Origin of the sequence: Paraburkholderia sp. GV068, from assembly GCF_003058125.1 — a bacterium.
In the GTDB taxonomy this organism is placed as follows: Bacteria; Pseudomonadota; Gammaproteobacteria; order Burkholderiales; family Burkholderiaceae; genus Paraburkholderia; species Paraburkholderia graminis.
The window spans coordinates 135646-152877 of record NZ_QBUB01000014.1 but is presented as its reverse complement, the minus strand read 5'-3'; the positions used below and the strand labels follow the sequence as shown (position 1 = coordinate 152877).

Below are 17232 nucleotides of genomic sequence, written 5' to 3'. Positions count from 1 at the left end.
CAAAGATGGTCCCGCCCAGATTGGCTCGATGATCGGACGGACAACAACAATGGTTCGCGCGAGCTTGCCCTTTCGCACAGCCACACCCTTTTTGACAAAGACTGGAGAATCCATGAAAACAAACATCAGCCGTGCGCTGAAGACCACCCTCAAGGCGACCGCATGTGCTGCTTTGCTGGCCGGCGCATCGTCTGCTTTCGCGCAATCGAGCGTGCAGCTTTATGGCCAGGTCGACGAATGGGTCGGCGCACAGAAATTCCCCGGCGGCAAGACCGCAGTTGGCGTGTCCGGCGGCGGCATGTCGACGTCGTACTGGGGTTTCAAGGGGGCTGAGGACCTGGGCAACGGCTACAAGGCGATCTTCACACTCGAAGGATTTTTCCGCGCGCAAAACGGCCAGTACGGCCGCTTCACCGGCGACAGCACGTTCTCGCGCAACGCCTACGTCGGTATCGAATCGCCGTACGGCACGGTCACGGCCGGCCGTCTGACCACCCATCTGTTCGTGTCGACGATCCTCTTCAACCCGTTCATCGACTCGTACGTTTTCTCGCCGATGGTCTACCACGTCTATCTCGGGCTCGGCACGTTCCCGACGTACTCGACGGACCAGGGCGTGACCGGCGACTCCGGCTGGAATAATGCGGTGCAGTACCAATCGCCGAATTTCAACGGACTGTCGGCAAGCGCGATGTACGCGCTCGGCAACACGACGCAGAACGGCGCGAAGAAGTGGAGCGGCCAGGTGCTGTATTTCCACGGCCCGTTCGCCGCGACCGCCGTCTACCAGTACGTGAACTTCAACAACACGCCGGGCGATCTGGGCAGCTTCGATTCGTCGGGCGTGCCAGGCCTGAAGGCGCAAAGCGTCGCGCAACTCGGCCTGTCGTACGACCTGAAGTACGTGAAGCTGTTCGGTCAGTACATGTACACGCATAACGACCAGACGCTGACGAGCTGGCATGTGAACACGGCGCAAGGCGGCGTGTCGGTGCCGTTCGGGCCGGGCACGGTGATGGCGTCGTACGCGTACTCGCGCGATGGCGGCGGCTTCGACCAGACCCGTCAGACGGCCGCGGTCGGCTACGACTATCCGCTGTCCAAGCGCACCGATGTTTATGCGGCTTATCTGTACGACCACATCAGCAATCAGTCGAGCGGCAACACGTACGGCGTCGGCTTGCGCGCGAAGTTCTAGGCGCGGCTGAAACGCGGGGCGCGGCGGCTCGCTTGTGTCGCTGCGCGCCGAGCGATATTCGGCGCAGTTAACGTTGCAGTCGCAGTCGAAGTCGCAGCCAGGCTCGCAGTAACCACAAAGCCCGCGTTCTCACCGAACGCGGGCTTTCGTCGTTTTAGTCATTCGGCATTGCTCGCCCGCGGCCTTTCCCCACCGGCTCTTGATAAACCATGCAAAATGACGCCGATTAATTCCTTGAGCGAGTGATTCGATGGACACCCTCGTCAGCATGAAAGTGTTCCGGCAAGTGGTCGAGGTGGGCAGCTTCGTCGGCGCGGCTGAGCGGATGGAAATGTCGGCGGCGATGGCGAGCAAGCATGTGATGCATCTCGAGCAGCAGCTCGGCGCGCGCTTGCTCAATCGCACGACGCGCCGCGTCGCGCCGACCGAGGCGGGCCGCGAATACTACGAGCGCCTGAGTCAGGTGCTCACCGAACTCGAGGAAGCGGAGCAGGTGGTCGGCGCGGCAAGCGTGGTGCCGCAAGGGCGCTTGCGCGTGTCGTCGTTGTCGGCGTTCGGGCTCAGCCACGTGATGGCCGCCGTCGCCGACTACGCCGCGCAGTATCCGCAGGTCACCGTCGACATCACGTTGTCCGACCGCGTGGTCGAGCTGATCGACGAGGGCTTCGACGTCGCGATTCGCGCTTCGCCGAGCGGCATGAAGTCGTCGTCGCTCATTGCCCGGCCGATCGCGATGGCGCATCTGCTGCTGTGCGCGTCGCCCGATTACTTGCGTCGGCGCGGCACGCCCAAAACAGCCGCCGATCTCGCGCGCCACAACTATCTGCAGTACGCGGGCGTGTCGGCGCTCGACGTCCTGCAAACCACGGGCGAGGCGGCGCGCGTGCGCTTGTCCGGCAATCTGATCGTCAACCATCTCGAGGCGCAACGCGTGATGGTGCTGCATGGCGCGGGCATCGCGCTGCTCGGCACCGAGGTGATCGGCGCCGATCTCGCGGAAGGGCGTCTCGTGCCGCTGCTCGTCGATGAAGTGCCGCCGCGCGAGCTGCCGATCCATGTCGTCTACGCAAGCCGTCGCCATTTGTCGGCGAAGGTGCGGTCGTTCGTGGATTTTCTGGCTGACCGCTTCGCGAACGAATCGCTGTGGCCGTCGCTTGAGCAGATCAAGGCGATGGCGGTGAGGTAGCGCCCCCTTTCGCTATACTGGTTGCCAGCACCCGCACACGCAAACAGCGTAACGATTGGGGGAGACATGACCGATCTGTCCTCGCCGCAGCGCGCCGCCAGCCACGAGCTGCCCGCCGGCCGGCGCTTGCGTTTCGTCACTGCCGCAGCCTTGTTCGACGGCCATGACGCGTCGATCAACATCATGCGGCGCATTCTGCAAGCAAGCGGCGTGGAGGTCATCCACCTGGGCCACAACCGTTCCGTCGATGAAGTCGCGACCGCCGCGCTTCAGGAAGACGCCGACGGCGTCGCAGTGTCGAGCTACCAGGGCGGCCACAACGAATACTTCCGCTATCTCGTCGATCTGCTGCGAGCGCGCGGCGGCGAGCGTATCAAGGTGTTCGGCGGCGGAGGCGGCGTGATCGTCCCCGAGGAAATCGTCGCGCTGGAACGATACGGCGTCGAAAAAATCTATTCGCCGCACGACGGCCAGCGGCTTGGCCTGCAAGGCATGATCGACGACATGATTGGGCGGTGCGCAGCGCTTGCGCGCGAGAGCGCCGCGGCGCGGGGCGGCGCGGTTGGCGCAGTCGGCGAATGGATCGACGGTTTGATGGCTGGACGCACCGAACACCCCACCGCCATCGCGTTCCGCCACCTCGCCCAACTCATCAGCGCATTCGAAACCGGCGCCGTCACCGCCGCCGAGCGCAGCAAAATCGCGACCCTGGCGCAAGCCGCGCAGATTCCCGTGCTTGGCATCACCGGCACGGGCGGCGCGGGTAAATCGTCGCTGACGGATGAACTGATCCGCCGCTTCCGCCTCGATTACGGCGACGCGCTCACCATCGCCGTGCTCGCCATCGACCCATCGCGCCGCAAGTCGGGCGGCGCGCTGCTCGGCGACCGCATCCGCATGAACGCGATCGGCGATTGGGACGGCGGCGCGCGCGGCGGTGCGCGTGTCTACATGCGCTCGATGGCGACGCGCGAGGCGTCGAGCGAAATCTCGAACGCGCTGCCCGACGCGCTGATGCTCTGCAAGGCGGCGGGCTTCGACCTGATCGTCGTCGAGACGTCGGGTATCGGTCAGGGCGACGCCGCCATCGTGCCGTTCGTCGACGAATCGCTGTACGTGATGACGCCCGAGTTCGGCGCGGCGAGCCAGCTCGAAAAAATCGACATGCTCGATTTCGCCGACTTCGTCGCGATCAACAAGTTCGACCGCAAGGGCGCCGCCGATGCGCTTCGCGACGTCGCGAAGCAGGTACAGCGCAATCGCGGCGAGTTCGCGAAGCCGCCCGACGCGATGCCGGTGTTCGGCACCATCGCTTCGCGTTTCAACGACGACGGCGTGACCGCGCTCTACCGGCATCTCGCGAACGCGTTGCACAAGCATGGCCTGCGCGCGGACGGCGGCGGCCGTCTTGCCGCGCGAGCCGACCTGCGGTTTTCGAGCGGCCGTCATGCAATCGTCCCGCCGGCGCGCGTGCGCTATCTCGCGGAAATCGCGCAGACCGTTCACGTTTATCGCGAGCGCGCCGATGCGCAGGCGCGCATCGCGCGTGAACGCTGGCAACTTATCGAAGCGCGCCGAATGCTCGGCGAAGCCGACACGAATGACAACGACACAAACAATGACGCAAAAGCCAGCGACACAAGCGCCAACGCACCCGCCGCCCAACTCGACACACTAATCGAGCAACGCACAGCCGCACTAGGCGAACACGAACGCAAGCTACTCGACGCCTGGCCGCAAACCGTCGCCGCATATTCCGGCGATGAACACGTCATCCGCATTCGCGACCGCGAGATCCGCACGGCGCTCACGGTCACCACCTTGTCCGGCACGCCGATCCGCAAAGTTGCGCTGCCGAAGTTCGTCGATCACGGCGAGATTTTGCGCTGGCTGATGCTCGAGAATCTGCCTGGCTACTTCCCGTTCGCCGCGGGCGTGTTCCCATTCCGCCGCGAAAACGAAGATCCGACGCGTATGTTCGCGGGCGAAGGCGACCCGTCGCGCACCAACCGGCGTTTCAAGCTGCTGTCCGAGGGCATGCCGGCCAAGCGTCTTTCCACTGCTTTCGATTCCGTCACGCTGTACGGCGAGGAGCCGCACGAACGGCCGGACATCTACGGCAAGGTGGGCAATTCGGGCGTGTCGGTCGCGACGCTCGACGACATGCATGTGCTCTACGACGGCTTCGATCTGTGCGCGCCGGAAACGTCGGTGTCGATGACGATCAACGGTCCCGCGCCGACCATCCTCGCGATGTTTTTCAACGTCGCGATCGATCAGCAGATCACGCGCAAGCAACACGAACTAGGCCGCGCACTCACCGACGACGAACTCGCCGCGACGCGCCACATCGCGTTGGAAAATGTGCGCGGCACCGTGCAGGCCGACATCCTCAAAGAAGACCAAGGCCAGAACACCTGCATCTTTTCGACGGAATTCAGCCTGAAAGTGATGGGCGATATTCAGGCGTACTTTGTCGAACACGGCGTGCGCAATTTCTATTCGGTGTCGATCTCCGGCTATCACATTGCCGAGGCCGGCGCGAATCCGATCTCGCAACTCGCCTATACGCTCGCCAACGGCTTCACCTATGTCGAGGCGTACCTCGCACGAGGCATGTCGATAGACGACTTCGCGCCGAACCTGTCGTTCTTCTTTTCGAACGGCATGGACCCGGAATACACGGTGCTCGGCCGCGTCGCGCGACGCATCTGGGCAATCGCGATGCGCGAACGCTACGGCGCGAACGAGCGCAGCCAGAAGCTCAAGTATCACGTGCAGACGTCGGGGCGCAGCCTGCATGCGCAGGAGATCGACTTCAACGACATTCGTACCACGCTGCAAGCGCTGATCGCGATCTACGATAACTGCAACTCGCTGCACACCAATGCCTTCGACGAAGCCATCACCACACCCACCGAAGAGTCGGTGCGTCGCGCGGTGGCGATTCAGTTGATCATCAATCGCGAATGGGGACTCGCGAAGAATCAGAACCCGAATCAGGGCAGTTTTGTGATCGACGAATTGACCGATCTCGTCGAAGAAGCGGTGCTCGCCGAGTTCGACCGGCTCACCGAGCGCGGCGGCGTGCTCGGCGCAATGGAGACCGGTTATCAGCGCGGACGCATTCAGGACGAGTCGATGCTGTACGAGCATCGCAAGCATGACGGCTCGTATCCGATCGTGGGTGTGAACACGTTCGTAAGCGCGCATCCGCATGAGGCGCCGCAGCCCATCGCGCTCGCCCGTTCCACCGACGAAGAAAAGCAAAGCCAGCTAAAACGCCTGCGCGATTTTCAGGCGCGGCATCGCGAGGCCGCGCCTGCCGCGCTGGAGCGTCTGAAGCGCGCGGTGATCGACGATGAAAACGTCTTTGCGGTGCTGATGGACGTGGTCCGCGTGTGCTCGCTCGGACAGATCACGCACGCGCTGTTCGAGGTTGGCGGGCAGTATCGGCGGAACATGTAGGCGGGCGAAGCCTGGCGTCAGCGCGCGATGCCGAGGCGCGCCTTCGCGTCGTCGTATTCCTTCGACAAACGCGCGACCAGTTCGCTCACGCTCGGCACGTCGTCCATCAGGCCGACGCCCTGGCCCGCGCCCCAGATGTCTTTCCACGCCTTGGCCTTTTCGTTGGCAAAGTTCATCTTGGTCTTGTCCGATTCCGGCAGCGCATCCGGATCGAGCCCGGCGTTGACGATGCTCTCGCGAATGTAATTGCCATGCACGCCCGTGAACAGGTTCGTGTAGATGATGTCCGACGCCGACGAGCTCACGATAGCCTGCTTGTAGCTCTCCACCGCGTGCGCCTCTTTGGTCGCGATGAAGCGCGTGCCCATGTACGCGAGGTCGGCGCCCATCGCTTGCGCGGCGAGGATCGAGCCGCCGTTCGCGATTGCGCCGGACAGCACGATCGGGCCGTCGAAAATGCGCCGCACTTCGCCGACCAGCGCAAACGGCGACGTGGTGCCCGCATGACCGCCCGCGCCCGACGCCACCAGGATCAAACCGTCGACGCCCGCTTCGAGCGCCTTCTGCGCGTGACGCAGATTGATCACGTCATGCAGCACGATGCCGCCATAGCTGTGCACGGCGTCGACAATTTCTCGCGCCGGCGCGCGCAGGCTCGTGATGAAGATCGGCACCTTGTGTTCGACGCATACGCGCACGTCGTGCTCGAGCCGCGTATTCGATTGATGAACGATCTGGTTGACGGCAATCGGCCCGATGCGCGCGTCGGGATTTGCAGCGCGATGCTCGGCGAGTTGCGCCTGAATCTGCGTGAGCCATTCGTCGAGCAACTCGGCAGGGCGCGCATTCAGCGCCGGGAACGAACCGACGATGCCGGCCTTGCACTGCGCCAGCACGAGCTCGGGATAGCTGACGATGAACATCGGCGAGGCGACGACAGGCAACGCCAGATTTTGCAGAACGGCGGGCAATGCCATAGTGCGAGTCTCCTGATTGACGAGCCGGTGTGCGCGAGGCGCCCGGCTATTTGATGAGTTTAGCGGCATGCGGCGCGCGCCGCGTTGCAGCCGACAGCATGCATAGATGCTGGAACGTTTAAGAACGGTCGTTCGATTATAGGCGAAGCGCTCGCGCCGCGTTCGCCGCATCGTTTAGAACGGTTGGAAGGAGTGTTCAGGTTCTATGCTTGCGTGGGCTATCCCACCGCGTGCGGACACATTGGGCTTTTACAATGCACGCACTCCAAACGACAAGAGACACGGCCATGGCCTTCGAGAATTTCACGCCCTTTCGCGTCGCCGCGGGCGATGCCGATATCTTTGGAGTGAAGGGCGGAGCGGGGCCGCCGCTTCTGCTGCTGCACGGCCATCCGCAATCGCATCTGATCTGGGCGCGCTGCGCCGAGCGACTGGCTCAGCACTTCACGGTCATCGCCACCGATCTGCGCGGCTACGGCGCATCGGGCAAGCCGGCGAGCGACGCGGCGCACACGCCGTATTCCAAACGCGCGATGGCCGCGGATCAGGTCGCCGTGATGCGCCACTTCGGCTTCGAGCGGTTTCTCGTTTGTGCGCACGATCGCGGCGCGCGCGTCGCGCATCGCATGGCGCTCGATCATGCGGATGCCGTCGAGCGTCTGATGCTGCTCGACATCGCGCCGACGCTCGCGATGTACGAAGCCACCGACCGCACGTTCGCCACGCATTACTTCCACTGGTTCTTCCTGATCCAGCCCGAGCCGCTGCCGGAGACGCTGATCGGCGCCAATCCCGCCGCGTATGTCGATGCGGTGATGGGCAGCCGTCATGCTGGCCTCGCGCCGTTCGAACCGGCCTCGCTCGACGCGTATCGCGCGGCGCTCGCGCAACCAGGCGCGGTGCACGCGATGTGCGAGGACTACCGCGCGTCGGCGAGCATCGATCTCGAACACGACCGCGCCGACATCGAACGCGGACATAAGATTGCTTGCCCATTGCGTGTGCTGTGGGGCGAGAACGGCGTCATCGAAAAGTGCTTCGACGCGCTCGCCGAATGGCGTCATGTCGCGCGCGACGTGAGCGGGCGTTCGCTGCGGTGCGGCCACTATTTGCCGGAAGAGGCGCCGGACGAATTGCTCGCCGAAATGCTGTCCTTCTTTGAAGCGATAGAGAGGTAAAGCGCAAAGGCGGTTCGTTCTTCGCGCTTTTACGCAAGCGGCGGCAGCCGCCGCGCCAACGGCGTTGACTTGACGATTGCCGTGCTCGTCTCCGCGCGCTCGGTGACCTTCGACAGAATCTCGTCAAGCTGATCGATCGTCCGCAGATAAAGACGGCAGATGAAGCAATCGTCGCCCGTCACCTTGTCGCATTCGACAAACTCCGGGATTCGCCGGATCACTTCTTCCACCAGATGCAACTGCCCCGGCAGCGGCTTGACACGCACGATGGCTTGCAGCGTGAAGCCGAGCGCGCGCGGATCGAGTTGCACCGTGAAGCGCTCAATCACGCCTTGCGCCTCGAGCCTGCGGATGCGCTCGGCCGTACTCGGCGCCGAAAGGCCGACGAGCCGCGCCAGTTCGCTGACCGGGCGGCGCGCATCTTCGGCGAGCGCGGCGAGCAGCGCGCGATCGGTTTCGTCGAGCGGGACAGGCGCTAACGGAGTAAGGCGTTTCGTCATGACGGCCTTCGAATTTTAGGTGGTATGGCGGTATGGCTTAAGTTTATCCATGTATTCGCTCGACCGGATTATTTACACTGCTTGCCATACAGGAATCCATTCGAGGATCGAATCATGGCTTCAAACGACATCCGCCGCGGCGCGGCGGAGATGAGCGTGGCAATGCTGATGTCGGGCACGATCGGCTGGCTGGTCGTGTCGTCGCAGCAAAGCGCATTTAACGTGGTGTTCTTCCGCTGCATTTTCGGCGGCGCGACGCTCGCGCTCGTATGCGCAGTGCTCGGCCTCTTCAGGCGCAAGCTGTTCTCGTGGAAGATGGTTGGCCTCGCGCTGCTCGGCGGCGCGGCGATCGTCGCCAATTGGGTGCTGCTGTTCGCCGCGTATTCGCGTGCGTCGATCTCGATGGCGACGGCCGTCTACAACACGCAACCTTTCATGCTGGTCGCGCTCGGCGCAATCGTGTTTCGCGAGCGGATCAGCGCGTCGACGGTGCTGTGGCTCGTGCTCGCGTTCATTGGGCTCGTGTTCGTCGTGAAGGTCGAGCCCGCGGTGCTCGCCGTGCCGGGGCAGTATCTGGTCGGCATCGGGTATGCGGTCGGCGCGGCGGCGATGTACGCGGTATCGTCGATCATCACCAAGCATTTGAAGGGCACGCCGCCGCATCTGATCGCGCTGATCCAGGTGTCGCTCGGCGTGGTGATGCTCGCGCCGCTCGTGCGTTTCGACGCGCTGCCGGCCACGGGCGTGCAGTGGCTCGAGCTGGTCGTGCTGGGCGTCGTCAACACCGGGCTCATGTATGTGCTGCTGTATGGCGCGATCCAGAAGCTGCCGACTTCGATGACCGGCGCGCTGTCGTTCATCTATCCGGTGGTCGCGATCATCGTCGACAGAATCGCGTTCGGACAGACGCTTGCGTGGATTCAGGTGCTGGGCGCGGTGCTGATTCTGCTTGCCGCCGCGGGCGTCAATCTCGGCTGGCGCATCGTGCCGCAAAGACGCGCGCCGTCTGTTTGAATGCGGCGCTTTCCTGTTTCAGCCGGAGGCAGCCGATGCAAACGCCCAAATGCTACGGATTGCAAACGAACCACGTTTGTTCATATCAGCGGACTAATGGTTCGCAAAGCTAATGTCGGCGCCGGTTTGCGCGTGCCGGCGTGTATGCGGGTTAACAGCCGCCGTCATGCATCTGTAGGGAAATCACTGATGCGGCCGAAAATCGCGCGCGCGTATCATTCGGGCAGACGCTGATCACGTCCGACAGAATTTCCGCCGCTCGCCTTCACAGGTTGAGCGGCTTTCTTTTTGTGGCGGCGGTTTTTGCGTGAGCGCTGCTGCTGCTGCACGTCGCTGCCTTACTTCACTGCACGACTGCATTCCCGGTTGCAGCACTATCGCGCGACGATCTTTTCACCATCCACCGTAAGCGGCCCATTCCCGGCAGCCAGCTCGCCGACGATCGCTTTGACAAGCGCCGGCCACTCGCCGCGCGGTTTCAGCATCGAGGCCGCCGCGCGCATCGCCGCTGCGCCGTCGAGCATCTCCAGCAACGCCGCGAAGCTCGTTGCGCGCACATCGAGTAGCTTGAAGACGATCAATACCTTCAGCGCATTCTTTGCATTGCGCGCCGGATCGGCCCGCAGCCACGCGAGCCGCGAGAAAGCGCGCTCCAGCGCCTGCTCGACGTTCGTAAAGGGCGCGCCATGACCGGGGATCACGACGCGCACGTCGAGCGCGGCAATCGCCTCGAGCACCGCCTGCTGCTCGGCAAAGCCGCTTTCGCCTTCGAGCTCCGGAAAGATCACGCCGAAGCCGTTTTCCCACAGCGCGTCAGCGCTGATCAGCACGCGTTCGGCCGCGCAGTACAGCATCAGCGAATGCGGATCGTGGCCGGGCGCGCCGAGCACCTGCCAGTCGAGTGCGCCGAGGCGCAGCATCGCGCCCGGCGCGATCGTGCCGGTGAAGGCAAAGCGCTCACAGGTCTGCGCGGTCGCGCGGAAAGTCAGACGCGCTTCGTCCCAGTCGCGCACCGCGTCGGCTTCGCAGGCGGGAATGAGCGTGCGGCATGGCCACGTCGCCTGCAACAACGCGTTGCCGCCGCAATGATCCGAATGCAGATGCGTGTTGACGATCAGATCGAGCGGCCGCTCGCCCAGCGCCTGTTGCACGAGCGCACGCGTTTGCTGCGCATGCGTCGCGTAGCCGGTATCGACGAGCGCGGCGCAGTCGTTGTCGATGAGCAGCACGTTGTTCGACGACAGCCAGCCGCGCTCGAACACGCGCACCGATGCGGGCAATGCGATGGTCAATGCAGTGGTCAACTCGGTCATAGCGTGCCCGTGTTGATGCTCGCGTCGACGGACGCCTCGGGCTTCGGCATCACGAGAATGGTCGATGCGCCCACAACGGTCACTTCGCCGCGCTGATTTTTGACCGTGCCTTCCAGATGCGTCAGGTCGCCGTGCAGGCTCGGCTTCCAGTAAGCATCGCGCACACGCCATGTCATCACGAGCGTGTCGCCGGCGTGCGCAGCCTTCTTCAGCTTGATATCGAACTCGAGTCCGAGCGGCTGCGCGTAGGTCGAAAAATGCGTGGCGAGAAGCGCCATGAAATGCGCGGTGGGCTGCGTGCCCGACGCGATGAGACCGCCGAATCGGCTTTGCGCGGCATAGGCCTCGTCGTGATGCAGCGGGTTCAGATCGTTGACGAGCGTCGCGAACGTTTTCACCGAATCCGCCGACAGCGCGAGCGTCGCGCTAAACGTCTCGCCGATGGTGACAATGCGCGGCGCCGCGTTCATCGTTGCACCTTCGCCTGGCGGGCGATGAATTGGGCGCGGCGCGCTTCGAGCGCGTCCCACACCGCGCGTTTTTCGTCGTCATCGTAGAGCGACCAGCCGGCGATTTCGTCGATGGTGCGCAGGCATCCTTCGCACCAGCCGCTCGACGCGTCCATCCGGCACACGTTGATGCACGGCGACGGCACGCCGCCGCCTGTCGCTGCGTGATCGATTCGCGCTGTCATCGGATTCAGGCCGTCTCGCGCAGCGCCACGTCGACCACCGGCGCGCCCGTCAACGCAATCAGTTCCTGCGCGGTCAGATTGAACACCGCGTGCGGATGACCCGCGGCGGCCCACAGGCTGTCGAGCGCGAGCAGGTCTTCGTCGATCAGCGTGACGGGTTCGACCGCATGCCCGACCGGACACACGCCGCCGATCGCATAGCCGGTTTTTTCGCGGACGAACTTCGCATCCGCGCGGCCAATCTCGCCGACCTGCGCCGCCACTTTTTTTTCATCGACGCGATTTGCGCCGCTCGCGACCACCAGCACCGGCGCGTCGTCTTCGCGGCGGCGAAACAGAATCGACTTCGCGATCTGCGCGACCGAACAGCCGAGGCCCGCGGCGGCCTCCGCGGAAGTTTTGCCGGTTTCCGGCAGCATCACGACCCGTCCCGCGTGACCGCGTTCGCGCAGCAGCAGCGCGACACGGCGTGCGGAATCCGGCAATGCGGTGAGGTCGTCGGAGTCGAGAAAAGCGTGGTCCGTCATCGTTTCAGGTCCTGATGGTTTGAGTATGGGTGTTGCGCCTCAAGCATGCCGTTCGGTCCGGCTCATACGCAATTGGCGGCTTCGCTGCGCGCCTTCGCAAGCAACGCCTTGCCCGCGCGCGACACGTTCGGCCGGCCGATTGCCGTCGAAATGAAATCGCCGATGCCCACGACTTGCGCGAGGTCGATGCCAGTTTCGATGCCAAGGCCGTTCATCAAGTACAGCACGTCTTCGGTTGCGACGTTGCCCGTTGCGCCCTTCGCATACGGACAGCCGCCGAGCCCCGCCACCGACGCGTGATAAATCTCGATGCCTTCCTGCAACGCCGCGTAGATATTCGCGAGCGCCTGGCCGTAGGTGTCGTGAAAGTGCCCGGACAGACGCTCGCGCGGAAACACGCGGGTCACGGCTTCGAACACTTCGCGCGTGCGCTTCGGCGTACCCACGCCAATCGTATCGGCGATATCGATCTCGTCGCAGCCGAGCGCCGCGAAACGTTGCACCACATCGACCACCGACGCCACCGGCACTTCGCCCTGATACGGACACCCGAGCGCGCACGACACGCTGCCGCGCATGCGCAAGCCGTGCTGCTTCGCCGCCTGCGCGACCGGCGCGAATCGCTCGATACTTTCCGCGATGCTGCAATTGATGTTCTTCTGCGAGAACGCTTCGCTCGCCGCGCCGAAGATCACGATCTCGTCGGCGCGCGCGGCGAGCGCACCTTCGAAGCCGCGCAGATTCGGCGTGAGCACCGAATAGATCGTGCCGGGGCGCCGCTCGATGCCGGCCATCACGTCGGCGCCGTCGGCCATTTGCGGCACCCATTTCGGCGACACGAACGACGCCGCTTCGACGTTGCGAAAACCCGCTGCCGCGAGCCGGTTGATCAACTCGATCTTGATCGCCGTCGGCACGAAATCCTTCTCGTTTTGCAGACCGTCACGCGGACCGACTTCGACGATTTTCACTTGCTGGGGTACGGCCATGTTGTGTCTCCTTGACGTGATTGTGACTCCACGCCGTCAATATCCGCGCTCGATATTCACCACGCCGCCGACGGCTTCGCCGCGTTCGAGCGCGAGCATTTTTTGCGCGATCTGCGCGACGCTTTCTTCGCGCAAGGTCAGCGCCGACATGTGCGGCGTGACGGTAATGCGCGGCTCCTGCCAGAACGGATGATCGGGCGACAACGGCTCTTGCTGAAACACGTCGAGCGTGGCCGCGGCGAGTTGGCCGCTTGCCAGCGCGTCGAGCAGATCGGCTTCCACCAGATGCGCGCCGCGTGCAACGTTGATCAGATACGCGCCGCGTGCGAGCTTCGAAAACGTGCGGGCATTCAGCACGTTCGCGGTATCCGGCGTATGCGGCAGCAGATTGACGAGCACTTTCACGCCGTCGAGAAACGCGTCGAAACGCGCTTCGCCGGCGAACGTGGTGATGCCTTCGACATCCTTCGCACTGCGGCTGTAGCCGCGCACCGGCATGCCGAATCGCGCGACCGTTTGCGCGACGTGGGCGCCCAGCACGCCAAGCCCGAGCACGCCGACCGTGAACGTGTCGCGTGGATGCGGATCGAGCACTTGCCAGCGGCGCTCGCGCTGCAGCGCTTCATATTCGTCGAAGCGCCGCAGATAACGCAGCACCGCGTGCGTCACATACTCGGCCATTTGCGGCGCCATGCCGGTGTCTTCGAGACGGATCAACGGCGCGTTGGGCGGCAAGGTGCCGGGCTGCTCGCGTTCGAGCGCGAGAATCGCATCGACGCCCGCGCCCAGATTGAAGATCGCGCGCAAATCGGCGCGGCCGGCCAGCATCTCGCGCGGTGGTCGCCAGACGACCGCGAAATCGGCGGGCGCGGTGTCGCCGGGTTGCCACTCGCGCAGATCGGCTTGCGGCAGCGCGCGCGCAAAGTCATGCAGCCAGGCTGCGGCTTCGGCGTTCGGCATATAGAAGAGGACTTTCATGCGGCCTCACCGTTGCACGCGCAACGGCCCCGGTTCACGCTGCGCGCGCGGTGCGGGCGCGGCGGGCGGCGGGACGGCTGCAAGGCTCGCGACGGCTGCGGCGCGGCGCGCGACGCTGACGACATGAGGGCTCCTCCTTTTATGGGCAGGCTTCATTCTACTTTTTCGCCGACGATCCCGCGCGCTTGCGCACGACCGTCCGTTTTCGGCTTCGCGCTCCGCAGATTCAACCGATAAACAAAGCACAAAAACTTGGTTCGTCCGCGCGACGGGCGGCGGGACAATGACTACCCGGTTTTCCCTTTCCGAGGGACAGACATGCTTTCATGCACCAGATCGCCGTGGCCGCCGCGGCTCGTGACCGTTCCGGGTCTGCACGGCAGCGAGGGCGCACATTGGCAAACGTGGCTCGAACGCCAGTTCGCTCGCTCGTTGCGCGTCGAGCAGGCCGACTGGGATGCACCGGACGTCGCCGGCTGGGCCAACTCGCTGCGCGAGTTGCTCGCGCGCGAACGCGGGCCGTTCGTGCTCGCCGCGCACAGCTTCGGATGTCTTGCGGCCGCGCACGCGTTGCAGCAGGCGTCGTATGCGAACGAAGTGGTCGGCGTGCTCCTCGTCGCGCCCGCGAGCCCGCAAAAGTTCGCCTTCGCCGGATCGTTCGAGGCACGGCGGCTGGGCGTGCCGTCCATTCTGATCGGCAGCGAAACCGATCCGTGGATGCCGCTTGCCGGCGCTCGCGAACTCGCGCAGCGTTTCGGCAGTGCGTTCGTCAATCTCGGCGATGCGGGGCACATCAATACCGCAGCCGGATTCGGACCGTGGCCGCGGGCCAAGTATTTCATCGACACGCTCGTGCACTGCGCGGCGCCGCTGCGCTTTCGCGACGAAGCGCTCGAGATCGGGCAGCACGCGGTGGTTTAACGCGCGGGCTCGAGTGCGTTGCTCGGGCCGGCCCGGCTCGCCGCGTATAAGCGATCCGCTAGAATCCCGCTTGATGCTGCGCGATTGCGCGGCCACAGGTTTTTAACATCGATAGCGGGGACAAGATGGCAGGCAAGACGGGGACTTCACGCTGGCTGGCGGCCGGCTTTACGGCGCTCACGCTCGGCTTCGGCGCTGGCGGCATATCGGCGGCGCATGCCGAGACGTCGTTGATGAATGTGTCGTACGACGTAACGCGCGAGTTGTACAAGGACATCAACGCGGGCTTCATCGCCGCGTATAAGCAGAAGAGCGGCGAGACGGTGTCGATTCGCCAGTCGCATGGCGCGTCGAGCGCACAGGCGTTGTCGGTATTGCAGGGCTTGCAGGCCGACGTCGTGACGATGAACCAGCCGAACGACATCGACCTCCTCGCGGAAAAAGGCCAACTGGTGCCCGCCAACTGGCGCACGCGTCTGCCGGACGACAGCGCGCCGTACACGACGACGATGGTGTTCCTCGTGCGCAAGGGCAATCCGAAGCACATCAAGGACTGGGACGATCTCGCGAAGCCCGGCGTACAAGTGGTGATCGCGAATCCGAAGACGTCCGGCAACGGACGCTACACGTACCTCGCCGCGTGGGGTTATCGCAAGCAGCACGGCGGCACCGATGCGCAGGCGCTCGACTTCGAAAAGGCGCTGTTCAGGAACGTGCCGGTGCTCGACACGGGCGGCCGCGGCGCGACGACGACGTTCACGCAACGCGGCATCGGCGACGTCCTGGTCACGTTCGAAAACGAAGTCGCGCTGATGAACAGCGACGTGGGCGGCGGCAATTTCGAGGCGGTGTATCCGTCGGTGAGCCTGCTGGCCGCACCGCCGGTGTCGATCGTCGACAAGGTGGTCGACAAGCGCGGCACGCGCAAGGAAGCGCAGGCGTATATCGACTATCTGTGGTCGCCGGCCGCGCAGGAGATCATCGCGCAACATCATCTGCGTCCGCGCGACAAGAACGTGCTCGCGAAACACGCCGCGGAGTTCAAGCCGATCAAGACCTTCACCGTCGAAGAAATGTTCGGTAACTGGCAGAAAGCGCAGCAAACCCATTTCTCCGACGGCGGGACTTTCGATCAGATCATCGTCGACAGGAAGTAATGCGCTTTACGCGTGTTCGCAGCCGTGCTCGCAGCCGCTCTTGTCGAGCGGCATCTGCTGCGCGGCTTCGGCGCGAATGCCGAGGCGCGCGAGCAGCTTGCGGTCCGCTTCGGCTTGCGGGTTGCTCGTGGTCAGCAACTGATCGCCGTAGAAAATCGAGTTCGCGCCCGCGAGAAAACACATTGCCTGCAACGCCTCGTCCATCTGCTCGCGGCCGGCGGACAGGCGCACCATCGCGCGCGGCATCGTGATCCGCGCAATCGCGATGGTCCGCACGAATTCGAACGGATCGATCGCTTCGGTGCCGGTCAGCGGCGTGCCTTCCACTTGCACCAGATTGTTGATCGGCACCGATTCCGGATACGGCTCCATGTTCGCCAGTTGCGCGATCAGGCCCGCACGCTCGCGGCGCGATTCGCCGAGGCCGACAATGCCGCCGCAGCACACGTTGATGCCCGCATCGCGCACGCGTTCCAGCGTGTCGAGACGATCCTGATACGTGCGCGTCGAAATGATCTGACCGTAAAACTCCGGCGACGTATCCAGATTGTGGTTGTAGTAATCGAGGCCGGCCTCGCGCAACGCTTGCGCCTGATGCGTCTCGAGCATGCCGAGCGTCACGCAGGTTTCGAGTCCCATCGCCTTCACGCCGCGGATCATCTCCTTGATCGGCTCGAGATGGCGGTCCTTCGGATTGCGCCATGCGGCGCCCATGCAGAAACGCGTCGCGCCGTTTTCCTTCGCGGCTTTCGCGGCGGCGAGCACTTCGTCGACCGGCATCAGCTTGTCGGCTTGCAGGCCCGTGTCATGATGCACCGACTGCGGACAGTACGCGCAATCTTCCTCGCAGCCACCGGTCTTGATCGACAGCAGCGTCGACAGTTGCACGGTGTTGGCGTCGAAATGCTCGCGATGCGTTTGCTGCGCGCGAAACATCAGGTCGTTGAACGGGAGTTCGTACAACGCGACGATGTCGGCGACGCGCCAGCGCGCGAGCTGTTTGCCCGCAGCGTCGGCGTTGACATTGGCGTTCGCGTTGACGTTGGCATTGTTAAGGGCAGCCGTATCAGCGGATGCAGCAGCGATGTTCAGTTGCGTCATGTGGTCGATCCTCATGAGTGGACGTGATGTT

16 protein-coding genes are annotated in these 17232 nt (G+C 64.0%); 7 read left to right on the top strand and 9 right to left on the bottom strand.

Annotation, left to right across the window (positions count from 1 at the left end; translation table 11 throughout):
* Window positions 1-112: 112 nt before the first annotated feature.
* The 3 genes from C8K18_RS25690 to icmF all read left to right on the top strand — a co-directional run bounded on the left by C8K18_RS25690 (window position 113) and on the right by icmF (window position 5852).
* Window positions 113-1198 (top strand): porin, encoded by a 1086-nt coding sequence (locus C8K18_RS25690; protein ID WP_006048177.1) that lies wholly within the window; start codon window positions 113-115, stop codon window positions 1196-1198.
* Between the two features lie 250 nt (window positions 1199-1448).
* Window positions 1449-2384 carry a LysR family transcriptional regulator gene (locus C8K18_RS25685; protein ID WP_053857408.1) on the top strand — a complete coding sequence of 312 codons (936 nt, stop codon included), beginning with the start codon at window positions 1449-1451 and terminating at the stop codon, window positions 2382-2384.
* Between the two features lie 66 nt (window positions 2385-2450).
* The gene (gene icmF / locus C8K18_RS25680) at window positions 2451-5852 is read left to right on the top strand and encodes a fused isobutyryl-CoA mutase/GTPase IcmF (RefSeq protein WP_107709214.1); all 3402 of its coding nucleotides are present in this window, start codon (window positions 2451-2453) and stop codon (window positions 5850-5852) included.
* A 17-nt stretch (window positions 5853-5869) separates the two neighbouring features.
* On the opposite strand, the gene C8K18_RS25675 is transcribed toward icmF, so the two are convergent.
* Window positions 5870-6829, bottom strand: a complete 960-nt coding sequence (locus C8K18_RS25675; protein WP_006048174.1) for a nitronate monooxygenase family protein — start codon at window positions 6827-6829, stop codon at window positions 5870-5872.
* 287 nt (window positions 6830-7116) lie between these two features.
* Between C8K18_RS25675 and C8K18_RS25670 the strand changes: the two genes are divergently transcribed.
* Window positions 7117-8007, top strand: a complete 891-nt coding sequence (locus C8K18_RS25670) for an alpha/beta fold hydrolase (protein ID WP_053857410.1) — start codon at window positions 7117-7119, stop codon at window positions 8005-8007.
* 29 nt (window positions 8008-8036) lie between these two features.
* Here C8K18_RS25670 and C8K18_RS25665 read toward each other — a convergent pair whose 3' ends face one another.
* Window positions 8037-8507: an Lrp/AsnC family transcriptional regulator gene (locus tag C8K18_RS25665; RefSeq protein ID WP_006048172.1), complete on the bottom strand. Its 471-nt coding sequence runs from the start codon at window positions 8505-8507 to the stop codon at window positions 8037-8039.
* A gap of 114 nt (window positions 8508-8621) precedes the next feature.
* Here C8K18_RS25665 and C8K18_RS25660 point away from each other — a divergent pair, with 114 nt between their 5' ends.
* On the top strand, window positions 8622-9521 hold the full coding sequence (locus C8K18_RS25660) for a DMT family transporter (protein WP_006048171.1): 900 nt from the start codon (window positions 8622-8624) through the stop codon (window positions 9519-9521).
* Between the two features lie 374 nt (window positions 9522-9895).
* Here the strand turns inward: C8K18_RS25660 and C8K18_RS25655 are convergent, their stop codons facing one another.
* From C8K18_RS25655 to C8K18_RS25630, 6 genes are all read right to left on the bottom strand, one after another.
* Window positions 9896-10834: an MBL fold metallo-hydrolase gene (locus tag C8K18_RS25655; protein ID WP_107709216.1), complete on the bottom strand. Its 939-nt coding sequence runs from the start codon at window positions 10832-10834 to the stop codon at window positions 9896-9898.
* A complete protein-coding gene (locus tag C8K18_RS25650; RefSeq protein WP_029969556.1) occupies window positions 10831-11304 on the bottom strand; it encodes a MaoC family dehydratase in 474 nt (157 codons plus the stop codon). Before C8K18_RS25650 ends, C8K18_RS25655 begins: the two co-directional genes overlap by 4 nt.
* On the bottom strand, window positions 11301-11528 hold the full coding sequence (locus C8K18_RS25645) for a DUF1289 domain-containing protein (RefSeq protein WP_006048168.1): 228 nt from the start codon (window positions 11526-11528) through the stop codon (window positions 11301-11303). Before C8K18_RS25645 ends, C8K18_RS25650 begins: the two co-directional genes overlap by 4 nt.
* Before the next feature lie 5 nt (window positions 11529-11533).
* Complete coding sequence (locus C8K18_RS25640) at window positions 11534-12055, bottom strand: YbaK/EbsC family protein (protein WP_006048167.1); 522 nt, start codon at window positions 12053-12055, stop codon at window positions 11534-11536.
* A gap of 62 nt (window positions 12056-12117) precedes the next feature.
* A complete protein-coding gene (locus C8K18_RS25635; RefSeq protein ID WP_107709218.1) occupies window positions 12118-13044 on the bottom strand; it encodes a hydroxymethylglutaryl-CoA lyase in 927 nt (308 codons plus the stop codon).
* A gap of 36 nt (window positions 13045-13080) precedes the next feature.
* Window positions 13081-14022, bottom strand: coding sequence for a glyoxylate/hydroxypyruvate reductase A (locus C8K18_RS25630; protein ID WP_107709220.1), 942 nt, complete (start codon window positions 14020-14022; stop codon window positions 13081-13083).
* Between the two features lie 318 nt (window positions 14023-14340).
* Between C8K18_RS25630 and C8K18_RS25625 the strand changes: the two genes are divergently transcribed.
* Together C8K18_RS25625 and C8K18_RS25620 are read left to right on the top strand one after the other, a co-directional pair.
* Window positions 14341-14943, top strand: a complete 603-nt coding sequence (locus C8K18_RS25625; RefSeq protein ID WP_107709222.1) for an alpha/beta hydrolase — start codon at window positions 14341-14343, stop codon at window positions 14941-14943.
* Between the two features lie 125 nt (window positions 14944-15068).
* Window positions 15069-16100, top strand: coding sequence for a sulfate ABC transporter substrate-binding protein (locus C8K18_RS25620; protein ID WP_107709225.1), 1032 nt, complete (start codon window positions 15069-15071; stop codon window positions 16098-16100).
* Between the two features lie 6 nt (window positions 16101-16106).
* Here the strand turns inward: C8K18_RS25620 and bioB are convergent, their stop codons facing one another.
* Window positions 16107-17201, bottom strand: coding sequence for a biotin synthase BioB (gene bioB / locus C8K18_RS25615; protein ID WP_107709227.1), 1095 nt, complete (start codon window positions 17199-17201; stop codon window positions 16107-16109).
* Window positions 17202-17232: the final 31 nt, after the last annotated feature.